Annotated in this window: 12 protein-coding genes; 5 read left to right on the top strand and 7 right to left on the bottom strand. The window is 60.7% G+C overall.

Annotated elements, in window-relative coordinates; all coding sequences use genetic code 11:
- Window positions 1–122: 122 nt before the first annotated feature.
- A complete protein-coding gene (locus NFX52_RS25405; RefSeq protein ID WP_055401155.1) occupies window positions 123–386 on the bottom strand; it encodes a hypothetical protein in 264 nt (87 codons plus the stop codon).
- A 154-nt stretch (window positions 387–540) separates the two neighbouring features.
- Between NFX52_RS25405 and NFX52_RS25400 the strand changes: the two genes are divergently transcribed.
- From NFX52_RS25400 to NFX52_RS25385, 4 genes are all read left to right on the top strand, one after another.
- On the top strand, window positions 541–1,515 hold the full coding sequence (locus NFX52_RS25400) for a DUF932 domain-containing protein (RefSeq protein ID WP_252635869.1): 975 nt from the start codon (window positions 541–543) through the stop codon (window positions 1,513–1,515).
- Between the two features lie 142 nt (window positions 1,516–1,657).
- Complete coding sequence (locus tag NFX52_RS25395) at window positions 1,658–2,686, top strand: YqaJ viral recombinase family nuclease (RefSeq protein WP_055401150.1); 1,029 nt, start codon at window positions 1,658–1,660, stop codon at window positions 2,684–2,686.
- A 111-nt stretch (window positions 2,687–2,797) separates the two neighbouring features.
- A complete protein-coding gene (locus NFX52_RS25390; protein ID WP_055401149.1) occupies window positions 2,798–3,823 on the top strand; it encodes a recombination directionality factor in 1,026 nt (341 codons plus the stop codon).
- A 346-nt stretch (window positions 3,824–4,169) separates the two neighbouring features.
- Window positions 4,170–4,745: a hypothetical protein gene (locus NFX52_RS25385; protein ID WP_156358824.1), complete on the top strand. Its 576-nt coding sequence runs from the start codon at window positions 4,170–4,172 to the stop codon at window positions 4,743–4,745.
- Window positions 4,746–4,799: 54 nt separating this feature from the next.
- On the opposite strand, the gene NFX52_RS25380 is transcribed toward NFX52_RS25385, so the two are convergent.
- Together NFX52_RS25380 and NFX52_RS25375 are read right to left on the bottom strand one after the other, a co-directional pair.
- On the bottom strand, window positions 4,800–5,213 hold the full coding sequence (locus NFX52_RS25380; protein ID WP_156358823.1) for a hypothetical protein: 414 nt from the start codon (window positions 5,211–5,213) through the stop codon (window positions 4,800–4,802).
- A gap of 305 nt (window positions 5,214–5,518) precedes the next feature.
- Window positions 5,519–6,058 (bottom strand): SHOCT domain-containing protein, encoded by a 540-nt coding sequence (locus NFX52_RS25375; RefSeq protein ID WP_055401143.1) that lies wholly within the window; start codon window positions 6,056–6,058, stop codon window positions 5,519–5,521.
- A gap of 176 nt (window positions 6,059–6,234) precedes the next feature.
- On the opposite strand from NFX52_RS25375, the gene NFX52_RS25370 reads away from it, so the two are divergent.
- A complete protein-coding gene (locus NFX52_RS25370; RefSeq protein ID WP_082437584.1) occupies window positions 6,235–6,492 on the top strand; it encodes a helix-turn-helix domain-containing protein in 258 nt (85 codons plus the stop codon).
- Window positions 6,493–6,613: 121 nt separating this feature from the next.
- Here the strand turns inward: NFX52_RS25370 and NFX52_RS25365 are convergent, their stop codons facing one another.
- The 4 genes from NFX52_RS25365 to NFX52_RS25350 all read right to left on the bottom strand — a co-directional run bounded on the left by NFX52_RS25365 (window position 6,614) and on the right by NFX52_RS25350 (window position 14,531).
- Entirely contained in the window at window positions 6,614–9,859 is a 3,246-nt protein-coding gene (locus NFX52_RS25365; protein ID WP_055401139.1) for a UvrD-helicase domain-containing protein, read from the bottom strand.
- On the bottom strand, window positions 9,856–12,507 hold the full coding sequence (locus NFX52_RS25360) for a PD-(D/E)XK nuclease family protein (RefSeq protein WP_252635868.1): 2,652 nt from the start codon (window positions 12,505–12,507) through the stop codon (window positions 9,856–9,858). The genes NFX52_RS25365 and NFX52_RS25360 overlap by 4 nt, the downstream gene beginning before the upstream one ends.
- Before the next feature lie 267 nt (window positions 12,508–12,774).
- Complete coding sequence (locus NFX52_RS25355) at window positions 12,775–13,905, bottom strand: McrC family protein (RefSeq protein ID WP_252635867.1); 1,131 nt, start codon at window positions 13,903–13,905, stop codon at window positions 12,775–12,777.
- 200 nt (window positions 13,906–14,105) lie between these two features.
- Complete coding sequence (locus NFX52_RS25350) at window positions 14,106–14,531, bottom strand: hypothetical protein (protein WP_156358821.1); 426 nt, start codon at window positions 14,529–14,531, stop codon at window positions 14,106–14,108.
- Window positions 14,532–14,670 lie beyond the last annotated feature (139 nt).

Raw genomic sequence — 14,670 nt, 5'->3', positions numbered from 1 at the left:
GCAACGCTGAGCCAGCGCGCAAACAACGCGATCGTCGCCACGCAAACTGCATCCACCTTCTTCATCATGCCCGCGATATTCGCGGGACATGTGGCTCAACTCAAGATGCCTCGGCTGGACGCTTACGTCCCATCTGCAAATCCACCCACGTGACCACCCGCCAAGTCGGCCGCGATACCGGAAGAACCCTTGGCGGTGTCGCCGGAGCCGCCAGCGGCGCTGCCAGCACCTGGTCCGGTGCCCAGGTCGGCGCTTCTTTCGGGGCGGTTGGTGGCCCCGTTGGTATCGCGATCGGCGGCATCGCCGGTGCCTTGTTGGGTGGCCTGCTCGGCGCCACAGCGGGCTCGGTTGCTGGCAGCCGCTTGGGCGACGTCGTTGACGAGCACTACCTCGGCAACAGCGAATGCCAGGACTGCGGGGCGGTGTTCACTAGCCCCTCCCGTTCCTGACCCTGTTCCCCCGGTGCCTCAACTGGAGGCCGCTGCTCTTTCCTCTATTTCCCTTTCCATCTCTATCAATCTCCATTTCGAAAGCCCTCTCATGTCCCACCTCATCGAAACCATGGCCCATGTCGGCCAGACCCCCTGGCACCAACTGGGCAATGCCCTGCCCAAGAAACAACCCATCGACGTCTGGGCACAGGCCGCTGGCATGCAATGGCACATCCGGGAGACCCCCGTGCGCTACCTCGCCACGGACGACAGCTCGAACCTCTACGGCGAAGCCATGGAGTTCCCCGACCAGAAGGTGCTGTACCGCAGCGATACCAAGGCCCCCTTGTCTGTGGTGTCAGGCCGCTACCAAGTGGTCCAGCCCAAGGAAGTGCTGGAGTTCTACCGGGATCTCACGGAGGTCTCGGGCTACGAACTGGAAACCGCCGGTGTCCTCAAGGCCGGACGCAAGTTCTGGGCGCTGGCTCGCACTGGCAAGACCTCGGCCCTCAAGGGCAACGATGTGGTCAACGGCTATCTGTTGCTCGCCACCTCCTGCGACGGCAGTCTCGCCACCACCGCCACGCCCACCACGATCCGGGTGGTCTGCAACAACACCTTGTCCATTGCGCTCAGTGGAGCGACCAGCGCCATCAAGGTGCCTCACAGCACGACCTTTGATGCCCAGGCCGTGAAGAAGCAATTGGGTATTGCAGTCTCCCAGTGGGACAGCTTCATGTACCGCATGAAGACGCTCTCGGAGCGCAAGGTCAAGAGCCACGAGTCCATAAACTACTTCCTCAAGGTGCTCTGCCAGACGGATACCCATGCCGACCAGGCCATGGGCCTCACGAATGAGCGTGCCCTCAAGAAGGTGCAGGCCATGTATGAGGGCCAGGGCCGTGGTGCTGAACTGCAGGCCGCCAAAGGAACTGCCTGGGGCCTGCTGTGTGCCGTTACCGAGTTCGTGGACCACGAGCGGCGCGCCCGCAGCCAGGAATACCGGCTCGACAGTGCTTGGTTCGGCCAGGGCGCAGCCCTCAAGCAACGTGCGCTGGAACAGGCGCTGCAGTTGGCATCGTGAGTGCCAGGTTCAACGATCCAAAGCGCCGAAGCAAAAGAGCCTTCCTTCCATTATTTCCACTCCTTCCGCAGCAAAGCCCCGGCCCTTGAATGGGACCGGGGCTTTTTGTTGAGCGGGAGTTTTCATATCTCAAGGAGTCACCATGTCTCAATCCTCTGTTTATACGGATTCCGTTTCTGCACCGTCTTCCTCGGCAACCCCCAAGGCCCGACCTGCTTTGAAGTTGGTCAAGACAAACACCCTCAAGCGCGACGATTGGCTGGAGGTGCGCAAGGGCGGTATCGGCAGCTCCGATGCCGCCGCTGCTGTCGGCCTGCACCCCTACAAGTCCCAGCTGCAGCTGTGGATGGAGAAGACCGGGCGCGATGCCGGTCTGCCGGTGGTCGATCCCAACGATGACCAGAGCCCGATGTACTGGGGCACGCTGCTCGAACCCATTGTGGCAGCACACTACACCCGGCGCACGGGCAACCGGGTGCGGCGCGTCAATGCGGTGCTGCAACACCCTGAACATCCCTGGATGCTGGCGAACCTTGACCGCGAGGTCATGGGTGCTCCGGACGTCCAGATCCTGGAATGCAAGACGGCGGGGATCAACGGGGCCAGGCTGTGGCGCGATGGCGTGCCGGAGTATGTGCAGTTACAGGTGATGCACCAGCTGGCCGTGACCGGAAAACAGGCTGCCGATGTGGCCGTGCTCATGGGCGGTCAGGAACTGCAGGTGTTCCGGATCGAAAGGGACGCCGAGATGATCACCCAGCTCATCCAGTTGGAGCAGCAGTTCTGGGGCTATGTGGAGCGGGATCAGCAGCCACCGGCCGACGGTTCGGACTCTGCGGACCTGGCCCTGCGGTGTCTCTATCCCCGGGACAGCGGAACCACGCTGGATCTCTCGACCGACCTGGAGATGTCAGCCGTGTTCTCTGACCTCCTGTCGGTGCGCGAGGTCATCACCACCCAGACCGCACTGGAAGCCCAACTCAAGCAACGCATCCAGCAGCGCATGGGCGAAGCCACGCGGGCTCTATTCGAGACCGGGGAAGTGTCCTGGAAGCGCAGCAAGGACGGAACCGCCCTGGATACCGCGCAGTTGCTCAAGGACCGACCCGAGCTGGCACAGGCCTATTCACTCACCAAGCCAGGGAGTCGGCGGTTTCTGGTGCAGCAGTAGCTGGAGCGAAACAGACCGCAGAGCACCACATCGCATACCCATCAACCACTCACAGCGGACCTCCACCAGATCGGTGCGGGTCCGCTTCTTTTTGTCTCGAAAGGATTCACCATGCTCAAAGGTTTGGCATTGACACCCCCGGTCATTGGCCGGATATCGATTGGCAAAGTCGTGGAGAAGAACGGCAAGCGCTTGCCGGAGAAGGATGACGAATTCACCATCACCAGCCAGGTGCAAAACCGTGATGGCTGGGTGAACCACCCGCTCGATGAACAGTTGCGTAAAGACAAGAACACAAAGCTGCGCAGCATTCCCGTGCGCCTGCTGTTCGACGATCCGGACCTGAGCCTGCGGGCGAACTACACGATGTTTGACCGATCCACCGGACGGCCCCTGTGTGTGGGCAACGGGGAAACCTGCAAGCGGGCCACGCTGTCTGGAATGCAGAGCTTCGCGTGTTCGTCACCACAGTCCTGTCCTTTGGCCGAAGGCGGCAACTGCAAGCCCTACGGGCGCCTGAATGTGCGCATCGATGTGGAGGGAGTCGGGAGTGATGAGCTGGGCAGCTTTGTGCTGCGCACCACCGGGTTCAACAGCATCAGGACGCTTGCGGCACGGTTGCGCTACTTCCATGCGTTGTCGGGTGGCTTGTTGTCCACCTTGCCACTGGAGCTGCGCTTGCGCGGGAAGTCCACGACGCTTTCGCACCGCACGCCGATCTACTACGTGGACCTCACGCTCAGGGCGGAAACCACGCTGGCGCAGGCCATCCAGAGTGCCCGCACGGAGTGGGAGGCGCGCAAAGCGGCGGGGATGGATCAGGCAGCGCTGGATGGCGCGGCCAGGGCCGGGTTTGCACTTGGTGAGTTTGAGGAGTCCGAAGAGGATGGAGCTGCCGTGGTCGAGGAGTTTTATCCGGACACGGAAGGAAGCCCAGGAGACGGACTGGACCAGACCCCTCAAGACGCCGGGCACGGGCCATCGCAGCCACAGAGCACACGACAGCGGCAATCTGGACCACACCGCAACCTTGGCCACAAGCTGGGGGAACGGCTGAAGGTCCAGGGCATGGTGCCAACTGGCGCAACTCGCTCGGGATCGGTTGTGGATGCAGGGGTGGGACATGGCAGCGGCTGACAAGGCAGAGAAGCCGCGCGCCAGTCGCCCTGCATCGTTGGCGCAGGTGTATACGGCGGGGCTGCAGTGGAAGACGGAGCCGATGGTTATGGCGTTCGCGCAGGATGCCCCATCCACAACCTCTCTGCATCGCTTGCCGCTGGTATGCCATTTGGAGGAATCGCCAGGAGGTCACCACACTCTGTGGACGGCGCTGTGGCAGGCAGCATGTCTGTTGCGTCCGGAGGTCTCGCCGGTTCAGTGGCGGCCCCGGGTGCGACGCTTGGCACGCGTAGCGAATGCACTGATCCCCGAGGGGGAAACGGAGGTTGACGTACCGCGGGCGCATGAGGCAGCACAGGCCACTATGCGAACGCAACTGGATGAGCGAATCACGGAGTGGGTTCGTCGCCTGCTGCCGTCTTCCCGGAAGCCAACGGCAGGTCACTTTCGTTCCGAGATCTCTGTTCTTGAAAGTGCGGAACTGGATCTCGATGCGATGGAGGATTGCCGCAAGGAAGGTGGCGTCACGCTGCTGGCTTGGCGGCGCCGAAGGGATTCCGTGTCCAAGGCGAAGTCCCTGCCCAACGCAGCGAATTGCCCTCCAAAGCAGGGTTACTGGCAATGGCGTGTAGTGGCCGGGCTGGAGGGAGCGGAAGGCTCGGGAGACAGTGGCAACCGGGCACAGCCAGAGGGGCGATTCCAGCCACGGTCGGTGTTGCTGCTGCCCCAGGAGGCGGAGGCGGTTTGGGGATGCGGGTATGGGATGCGGCTGGATCCGGCTGCATCCTGGGAGTCCGCCTCACTGGGATACTGCGGTCATCGGCAACTGCGCAGCCTGTATGGAAGTTGTACTGCGGTGGAGGTGGTGCGGGTGCTGATGCTCAGGCCGAAGCCCAGGATGATGGGCTTGATGGCCCCGGACAACCATCGTCTTGTCTGACCACCCCTGGCTTGGGCTAGGGGTGGCCTTTTTTCTTTCCGCACCTGCTGTGCCTCAGCCGCCCGCATCGGCGACAAAGTAGTCGGTCTTCACGGGTTGGACGCTCACGGAGGCTTGGGATTTCTTCTGATCCTCCAAGTACTTCAGCTCGTACGAGATTTGCACTGTCCGGGTCTTTTTCTTGAATTCGTAGTTGTACGTGGCAGTGCACGAATACCTGCCAAGCTCCTTGTCGGACTCGGTGGTGGAGACATTGGACAGGTAGCGCTTGCCGAGGTGGGGCTTGATCCTTGAGTCAAATCCACCGACTTTGTCGATATGCGAGTGGATGACCTCCAGGACTTCTTTTTTGGCCTCGTCGTCATTGCAGGTCAGGTGGTTGTTGCCGCACGCCGTCAGGCCGCATGCCAGTGACAAGGCAACGATGGCGGCAATGGGTTTGGGCATGCTGGTGTTGATGGGTTGCATGTTGGAGTTTTGTTGGTTGAGGTGATGACCTGTGCCGGGTGCTCCGGCACAGGTCATCTGGAGGGAGCCGGGTTGCGGCATTTCAAGGAGATAGGGCCGCAGAGTCGGGAGAAACAGCACGGCCCAAGTGAGGCTATTTCCGCAGGTAGAACACGTAGTAAATCAAGGGGGCAAACGGGTTCGAGAGGATCAAAATCAAAAAGCCAATGGGCTTCTTTTTGACGACGCAGTGACCGAAGCAGATCAGCCAGAGCAGTACGTAAACGGGGATTAAGAGCAGCAGGAGAGCTTTCATCGAGAGACTTTCAGATTTGGGCCACCAGGACTTGGCGCTTTTGGGTGTATTCCGCCTCTGTCAGGAGGCCTTCGTCGAAGAGCTCTTTCAGTTCCCGCAGCGACTCTTTGGCGCGTTGAGAAGGGCTGGCATTCGACACATGCCGTTTGACGGTGTCCACGATGGCGGTCAGCATTTCTGCGAAGAGCGCGACATTGGAGCTCTTGGGTACGTTCGACCTGAAAACGTAGGTGCCGTTGATCGTTAACACGCTTTCCAGTCGGCCCCCTTGAAACTGCACATCCTTGATGTCACCGAGGAGCAGATGGAAAGGCGTCTCCAGCATGTTGTGCACATGCAGGGCTGATCGGGTCAACAGCAGTCCGTCCTTGGCATTGCCAAAGACGGTGTTGTCGATCAACGCCAGTACATCGTCCACGCCGTCGTTGCCACCGAACTCGGAGACGGCGTTTGTCAGCTTCTTGGGTGAGATGTGGGGAGAGAAGAGGATCTTGTCGTCGTTGATGCTGGACCGGTAGGTCGCGAGGATTTCTTGGATTTCTTCTTCCATTGCTTTGCTCACTGTTCGATGCTGCGTTTGGTGTGAATAGCTTGAAGCTCCCCGCAATCCGGAGGGAATTGCTTCGCTTTGCAGCGGTGTCCTTGTCCTTCGCGCGATCCCTGCGGAAATCGATATGTGAAGCAAACACCGTAGATGCAAATTTATCAGAAAAGCATCCTCACCCGGTGTCCGCCAAGCCCCAAGCACCCACTTCGCTGCCCGATCCCTCCAATCTTCGGGACGTGCTTGCCTATTGGATGCGCCTCAAGCGGGTGGAAAAGGGTTGGTCGCAAGAGCGGCTTGCGATGGAGTGCGACCTTGACAGGACGTATGTGTCAGCGGTGGAACGATCCCGCTGGAATGTGTCGCTGTCCAACATCGAGCGCTTTGCGCAGGCGCTGGATGTGGAGCCTTGGATGTTGCTCAGGCCGCCAGGCAGGTAAGAGCGAGCAGCGTCAAGGCGCGTCTCAAACCGCTGGGGCCGGACGCTCGCAGCTCACCCTGCCGCTGAGTGCGGTCGACTGCGAACGCGCCAACGACGAAGCCTAGCGATCACAATGAAGGTCACGCCTCCACGATGCGGACCACCTGCGCAGCTACAGGCAGGAACAGCCATCGCTCCAAGACCGCCTCACCTGTGGCCGTCTGAACGGCCTGCGCGTACTCGGCCAGTTGGCCACCGTGCTCTAGGGCCAACCTGTCATCAGCTCCAGCGCCTTTCGGGTTCGCCTTGTGATCGAACAGGATGCGTCCTCCGGCAACCTTGAGCAGAAAGTCAATCTGACCACGTGCTATCGCGCCGTCCGCCCGTCTGGCTTCGAAGGGCACTTCAGCAAGCGCCTCGCCATCCGGCCACCGGCCTCGCCACCAGTTCGTGAAGGCATTGACCTGATCAAGCGCCGCCTGCGGCTCGACGGCGTCCTCCACCCCCCAACGGGCAAGAATCTCCTTGACGTCATCAAGGCTGACTCCTTGTGCCGGGTCGGCCGCGGCGTAGGCAATGCAGTTATGAAGTGCAGAGCCCAGCAGCGTGATGTCTGTGTGCGCCTGGACAACGATGCGCTTGCCGACAGTCTCCACCGAATCCACCTTGAAGCCAGCGACTTCGGCGGCACTAGGACGCACCCAGAGCGGCGCATGGACCTTCGACGCTCGGGGCGGATAGAACCGCAGCGCCTCTTTAACTCTAGCAGGAGGCTCTTCCTGGGTCTTCTCCAACGGCCAGTCGGTGGCGACACAGCTGATGTCGACACCGTCGATGACTCGCTTGATTGTTCCTGGCCAGAACGTACCCGCTGCTTTGGCCTCCCACAGCCAGTGCAGCGGGGGCGGCTCCGCGGCAGAACCGGGCTTCGAAATCAGCACGATCTGATCGCGAGCGCGGGTCAGCGTGACGTAAAGAAGCCGCTGGTTCTCCTCCACCGCTGACTGTGCTGCGGCCTTCCCAATGGGCGCGGCCTCTGCTTCTTCAGACTCGCCAACGCCCTCCGTCGCACCGAATGGGTAAGGCCAGAAGTGGATAAATCGGTTGGCTAACGGAGCAGCGGCATCAAACACGCCGTCCGTCCGCGCCCGAACCTCCCACAAGTCAGTCCGGCTCGGATGGTCGAGGCCAACGACTACCACAACAGGCCACTCCAAGCCTTTAGCGCCATGGAACGTCATCACTTCGACAGCGCCGTGGCCGGCGGCCGCTCGGCCATCCTTGCCCTCAACGTCCAGCTCTTGCATCCACAGCAGGAGTCCGTTGAGCGTGGCCGGCTGGCCCGAGCCGAGGCACTCCTCCTCGTACTGACGCCCCAGACCGAGAAGCTGTTCCACATTGGCGAGCCGAACTTGCGCTGCGCGCTTGTTCGCCGACCAGCTATGGCAGAAGTTCGCAACGCCTGACTCAGCCTTGGCCAGGCGCAGCGCTTCGAACGGTGTTAGGGAAAGCAGCCTGTCCCGCAGGGAGTCAATCCGAGCCAGAAGCGGATGAGCACCAGGCCCCGTGACCTTCCAAGAACTCAACGGCGGCTCCCACACGCCCTCGGCGTCCAGCTTCGCCTCGGACAGGAACTGCAGGCGGTCGTCTAGCCATTGCTCTGGCTCTAGAGCGCCTGTGAGTCCGACAACGACTGCAGACGCTACGGTGTCAGATCGGTCATGCAAGCGACGCAAGCACGCTAGAACCAGCTGAGCCTCAGGAGTTGACATCAGGCCTGGCCTTTCGGCGGCGACCGGAATGCTCCAACGGCTCAATGCGCCGACGACGTCCTTCAGCGCTGAGTTCGTGCGGCACAGGACGGCGATGTCTGCCGGCTTTACCTCCCGCATCAACTTGGTGTCCTTGTCGTAAATCTGCGCCTTACTCTCCAGCAACTGAGTCAGCGCAGGCCCTAGACCGGTCACATCAAGGCTCCTCTTTTTCGGCGGGATCGCGAATGTCCAGTTCTGAAGGTCAACGCTGCCAGCGATAGCCGCCCGTGTAGGCTTCAGCGCGACATCCGCCGCGGGTGTCGGCGCGAACGTCTCCACGAACGCCTCGTTCGTCAGCTTCACCAGCGCCGGGGTAGACCGATAAGAGTCCGCTAGCGCCGCTCCCACCTTGCCACCCCAAGCAGCCATCGAGTCCAGAAGCTGCTGGATGAGCGCCGAGTCCGTGCCTCTGAAACCATAGATGGCTTGCTTACGGTCGCCCACCCAGACGGACGACTTCGCAAGTTTTGCGAGCTCGATGAAGATGGCCAGTTGCAAGGGGTTGGTGTCCTGGAACTCATCGACCAGCACCAGATCGAGCTCCTCGCGCAGTGCCTGCTGGACGATTTCGCTAGTCTGCAGCCCTCGCAGGAGCAATACCTCTTGATCGGTAAAGTCGACCACTCCCATTTCCCGCTTAGCATCTGCGAAGGCTTGCAGCCCACGGCTTGCGATGCCGAACACAAGACCCAGGTACTCACGCACGTCCTGATGAAACTCAGCACTCGCCCCGTGACGATTAGCTGCAGCGTGGAGAGGGGTAACGATTTCTTTCTGCGGCGCCCCTGCATTGAGCTTAGCCAGCCCAACCCACACGCTCCAAGGCAAGCGCCCACGCTCTAGCTGCTCTCTGGCATCGAGGCACTTGTCGATGCCCTTCCTGAAAACCTCGGTCTGTTTGTTCTTACCCCAGGCCTCCTGTAGCTCGGCAATTGCGACGTCGAGCGCCCCTGCCAATTCCGCCAGCAGACCGTTGACCGGCGCCGGCCAGGACGCGAGCATGGCGTCGGCATTCACTGCACCCATCGCCGCAACCTGAGCCGGCGACAAGTTGTTCTCGCGGGCCGCACCCATGATCTTGCGCAAAGTTTCGGCTATGGCTGCTTCGCGCTTTTGCTCTCGGCTATCCGTGCTGTACTTGGCTTGGCCGATGTCGAGCCGATGCGCGACTTCAACAAGCCGACGAACCTCTTCGGGCGTCTGAACACTTTCCAGAGCAATCCGGGCGATTCGAGACGCTTGCAGCTCGTCAAGGATCTGCTGATCCGGAGAAACACCCAGCTCAAAGCAAAAGCGCTGAATGAGCTGCCCACACACGCTATTGATGGTGCCGATACGGGCCTGCCCTACGGCCGCCGCCAAATCCAGGCGCCCCTTCTTGAGAAGAGTGGATCGCGCTCGTTCGCGGAGTTCAGTTGCAGCCTTGACGGTGAAGGTCGTCGCAATGACTGCAGGAGCCCTGGCCGACTTGTCCTCGAGACGACTCGCCAGCAGGTGCGTCAGGTAGTACGTCTTTCCGCTTCCAGCGCCAGCGCGCACGAACTCGATGCTCATCTTGTTGTCGCCGCTCATGCTTCACCCTCCGCCTGACCGAAAAGGCGAACGTAGTCGAGGTGCCAAGGCCCAAGCGTTCTAAGTGGCAAGCAACCATCCGGCGGCACCGTGGGTGCAGGCAGCAGCCCATCCCCGATGACATCCACCTCCCCGGCCTGCCACTGCTGAACACGCCACTCCCAAGATGCGGCTGCCCCCTTCACCAGCAATCCCGTCGTCTGGCCGTCCTTGGGCGAAATGACTCGAGCCTTGTCGCCGAACACACCATCGTTAAGGGTCGAGAGGCCGCCATCGAGGAAGGTGAAGAACCCGACTGCGACGGGCGGGGCGCCCGTCTCCTGCTCCACCATGTGCGCATAGAGCGCCAACTGGAGGAAGTCGCCACCGGCCAGCTTGTCGCGATATCGCGCCGCGCGCGACCATTTCAGATCCAGCGCAGCGGTTGCGCCCTTGTCGAGATAGAGAAGTAAATCGGTGTCACCTCGCAGCGGGAGAGCTCCAAGCGCGCCCTTCAAAGACCTCTCAGCTTCAACTCGCTTCACGCCAGCAGCGTTCAGATAGGCAACCAGGGAGATGATGCCTCCGAGAGCTGCTGCCTTGAACTGGGTCAACTGCATAGAGCTGCCGGGGGCCAACAACGGCATCCCTTCAGTTTTCAGCAGCTTGTCGGCGGCTGGCCCGAACCAGTCCTCTACCTGTTTCGGACTCCACCCAAGCGCTGCCGGGTCAGACAGAAGTATCTGCACGAGACGATGCGCCAGCGTGCCCAGAAGCCGAGTATCTTGCTCAGGTGCATGCATGTTGCCGGCTCGCAGATGCGCCGCATCCTGCAGCACTGCCAGCGCAGGGTTGTTGAAGGCGACCTCCAGCGACGAGAACGATTGCGCGTCCCTGCGCGTTGGAGCCGGAAACGTCCCCCGCCATTTGGCTCCAGGGTCAAACCTCCAGGCTCCCCTTGCCAGCGGCAGCTCCTGAGCAGCGACCGCAACCTTCCCCAGGTCGTCATGCTCAAGTACGGTGATGCGCAACTGCGGAGCGACAACGCTCACGAGCTGCCAAGCGGGGTGCAACTCAGCCCCCTCGGGCGGCAGCACCAGGACCAGGCGTTTGCGGGCAGCAAGAATGGGCCGAATCCAAAGGGTCATCATGGCGGCCATCTCGGCGCCGGGATCAAGCAGATCCACGCCTGCGGCTTTCAGGGCGTCAAGCTCAACTTGAAGCCAGGGGTGCGCAGCCGGCAGTTTCGGGCTGCCAGGCATCCACCAGATGACCTCGTCAGCGGATTCGACCGCGCAAGCAGCGACAGACGCAGCGCTTGCCACGCAACCGACTTCGGCTACAGCCAGGGTGTTAGCGGCATCTGCCGTCGTTTGGGCAACCAGCTGCTCCAGCAACCGAGGCTTCACCATGTCAGCAGCAGAAGTCCGGAGGTCGTTGAGCGCATCCATTACCGCGGAACACTGGGAAACGGCGGAGCGCAAATCAGCTTCTCCAACACCCCGTTCCTCAATGACCTTCAGCAACCTAGCCTGCAACGCTGAACGCAGCAACCCAACGCGGTTCACGACGAGGTCGAGTGGTGCACCAGCAAGCCTGTCGTATCGTGGCCCCTCCAGCCACTCCGTCACCTTACGGTCTGCTTCGGGCTCAAGCTCTGCTCGAAGCTCATCGCGAACAGTAGTCCAGGCCTGTCCACCAATACCTGGCTCGGCCGCGAAAGCCCTGCCGAGCCGTCGCCGGACACTGGCGGGGAGCGGTCCTACAGGATGCATGAGAAAGTCCAGCAACCGAGCCGGCTCCACGGGGTCCCACAGCGTCTCCAGCGCCAGTGGAAGAGCCTGTACCGTCGGGCGCAGCGAACTTGACTCGCTATACCCACATATTGGGACGCCGGTGGCTCTGAGCGTCTCATCCAGCGACGAACCCAGAGCTGGTTCATCGCAAACGATCAGGCGTGCCGCAACTGGGGCTGTGTGATATTGGTTGGACAGCCAATGCTCTGCTGCCTCGACTGACAGCGGACGCATGACCGCGATAGATCCATCTGCCGCAAACGCACCCACCGGGGCAAGGGTGCCTTCGACTGCCGCTGCCAAGCATCGCTGCTGGACCGCACCGAGGTCCCCTGCGGCCTGTGCCTGCCTCGGAAGTATGATTTCGACTGGAAGCTGCTCCAAAACAGACCGCCAACGCAAGGGGAACGCAGCGAGCGGCTCCAGCACCAGAACCTTTTCAATCGGGATGCGACGTTTGGCGATGCGTTCGGCCACCAGCGCCAAGCGTTCACCTTCGCCGAACCCGATCCGGCCGACGGCTGCAGCCTCTACAGCGGCCATGTCGCCGAGCCTGCTTGGCCATCCCTCGCGAGATTTGCCGTCCCAGCCGGCAAGAAACCATTCATCTCGCCAGGCCAACAGTGCCGCGGCGGTTCCCATCTCGTCAGCCTGCAGGCTGCTGTGAAAGAACCGCCCTGGAGCGTCAGCTGCCCTCAAAGCTACCAAAAAGGCAGCGGTGCGCCTAGCCATGACCGTAGGCGGCCCGGCAAGGCCAAGCTGGACCTCCAGCAGCCCAAGAAAAGCTGGAGGACTCAGGACAGGTCTGCCCAAATGCGGCGCGGCAGCAGCACCCTGCCATCCACCAGCATGAAGGCTGAATGTGATTTTCATATTGTCTCGCTCCCTAGAATCAGTCTGCCCGTCTTAACCTATCCAGTCAATGATTGGAATCGAACTCTTATCGACCGCACGCTCTCTTTCAGATAAGGATTTCCGGACGTGCCCAGGCCAACGATTTCCGAGCAACTGACGAAACCGAGCAGTAGCTAGAGGCGCTGCGTTTCGTCACCAGGGGAATGCGTCAAAAGGGGGCCGAGCCGCATCTCAGAGAAGGTTGACCGTCAAAGAGGCAGGGCGCGGCGCGCTGCATCTAGTCGTTCAAGCACGACGGTACACGGGCAAACCAGGCGCTCGGCCGCTCAAAGGTAAAAAACCGGAAGCGCTGCCCTCTTCCGGCCATAGAACTATTTCGGCCTCCAGATCGAACGGAAGTACCCACAGGTTCAGTCCGGTGCCCAACTGAAAAGGAGCCAATGGTCTAGTGAAAAACTCTGTGCGTGGGTAGATGAGCGCTAGGTCGCCTTTACCACCTTGGTACTTGTGGGCATAGGCAAAGAGTTGATAAAAGTCCGCTTGGGCTAGTCCGTAGTGCTTATCCATCAATGATTCGTCGATCATTTTCCATTTCGCGTCTAGCACAATGCTCTGTCTTCCAGCCGCCTCTACCAACATATCCGGCTTGAGAGTGAATTTTTTCCCCCCAAGATGCGTGCAGAGAGAATGCCGAGTGCTTTGTTCGATGAGGCGGGTGTCGGAATGCAGGCTGCTGCGCAAGCTATTCGCAACGGTGCGCTCAAACAGTCGGTCCATTGCGAACATGAAGCTCAGACCGTGCGTGAGACCAGCAAGCGATAGGGGCATCTGTTGCCCAAGTACCAACTCACACCAAGGCCTGGCATCAGCGTAGTGGGCCATCAGCCGGTCGGACCGCCAGGCGCGGAAGTCGGATACGGCGTCTGTGCTACGAGGAACCTCCACAAACAGTGCTGACAGCTCACGCGCCAACCTCCAATTGTCAGGATGTTCAGAACAGTCACACACCTTCTTCAGCGCGCTTTTGAGCAACCGGTTTTCTGGCCGGTCGTGCAAGTAAACATCGTGGCGAATGTTGAAAATGTGGTCACGCCCAGGCGGCTGCCGCAACTGACGGGTGAGATCCAGGCGGCCACGCAGGAATCTTTGTGTTTCCTCAACCCGGACGTAGTCGCTGCGCACGCCGCGCCGGACCACACGTTCCAATGCGAGGAGAAAGCGGTTCATCACCCACTCCGTCAATGGGAAATCGAAGCGCTCAATAGCTGCCTCGCCAACCTCGCGCACAGGAAGGTCGAGGGCACGACCCAGCAGTTTGCGCAACAGCGCACGAGCATCCTCCACGACATGTTCGCCGAGGCCATCGACATGCTTGGGCAATATCTCCACCGTTGTACCGCAGGGAGTCTCGATCACGCCAACATAGCCGTCAAGCCGGAGCCACTGTCGACTCTCGACTTGCAGTAGAGTCGCTCCGTTGCTCCGAAAGCCACCGGCCAGACGGCATAGATAGTCGAATGCCGAGTCCGACACGGATGCTTGATCGAGGGTGGGCTGAACAGTGCCCGTTGTCAACCGCGCGAACTCGCGCACGGTGACCAAAGATCGGAGCGCCACTACTGCTTTCCGAAGATCTGTCGGTAACTTTCGATCAACCCGAACGCGTCCGGATTCAATGTCCACCGCCGGTCTTGTATGCGTTCCGTCTGTCCAGGAAACAGTTTGGCTGCGTCACCTGGCGGCTTCCGGATGAACTGGAATTGAGTAGCCGATTTGTTCGGGTCATTCAGGACCCAACCGATGCGCTCCCAGTCATCGAAGAAGTACTCTTGCAGCAGCGGCAGCAACTGATTCCGAAACACCCCTGCCAACGCGCTCAGCGTATTTCCGCCCTTCGCGGCGAGCGGCATGAAGTAGGCATGACCAATGCAATGCTCGCGATCAAGAAGAATTTCAATGCGCTGGTTGATCACCCGCAGCAGCGCCCCGATACCAACACCATTAACATCGACATGATCGAGCAGCTCCGGTTGGGGAGCCATTTCCTTGAACGTGAGTAAGCGACCAGCCGTACCACCTTGAACAGTCCCGCGACATCTCGCAAGATCGTGTGCACGTAAACCATCGTGGACACCATGCTCAAAGATTCAGAGACACCGAGATATGCGACGCGGCGTACCC

This window comes from Acidovorax facilis, assembly GCF_023913775.1.
GTDB lineage: Bacteria > Pseudomonadota > Gammaproteobacteria > Burkholderiales > Burkholderiaceae_C > Acidovorax > Acidovorax facilis.
The sequence above is the reverse complement of the archived record's forward strand: the minus strand, read 5'-3'. Positions and strand labels throughout refer to the sequence as shown.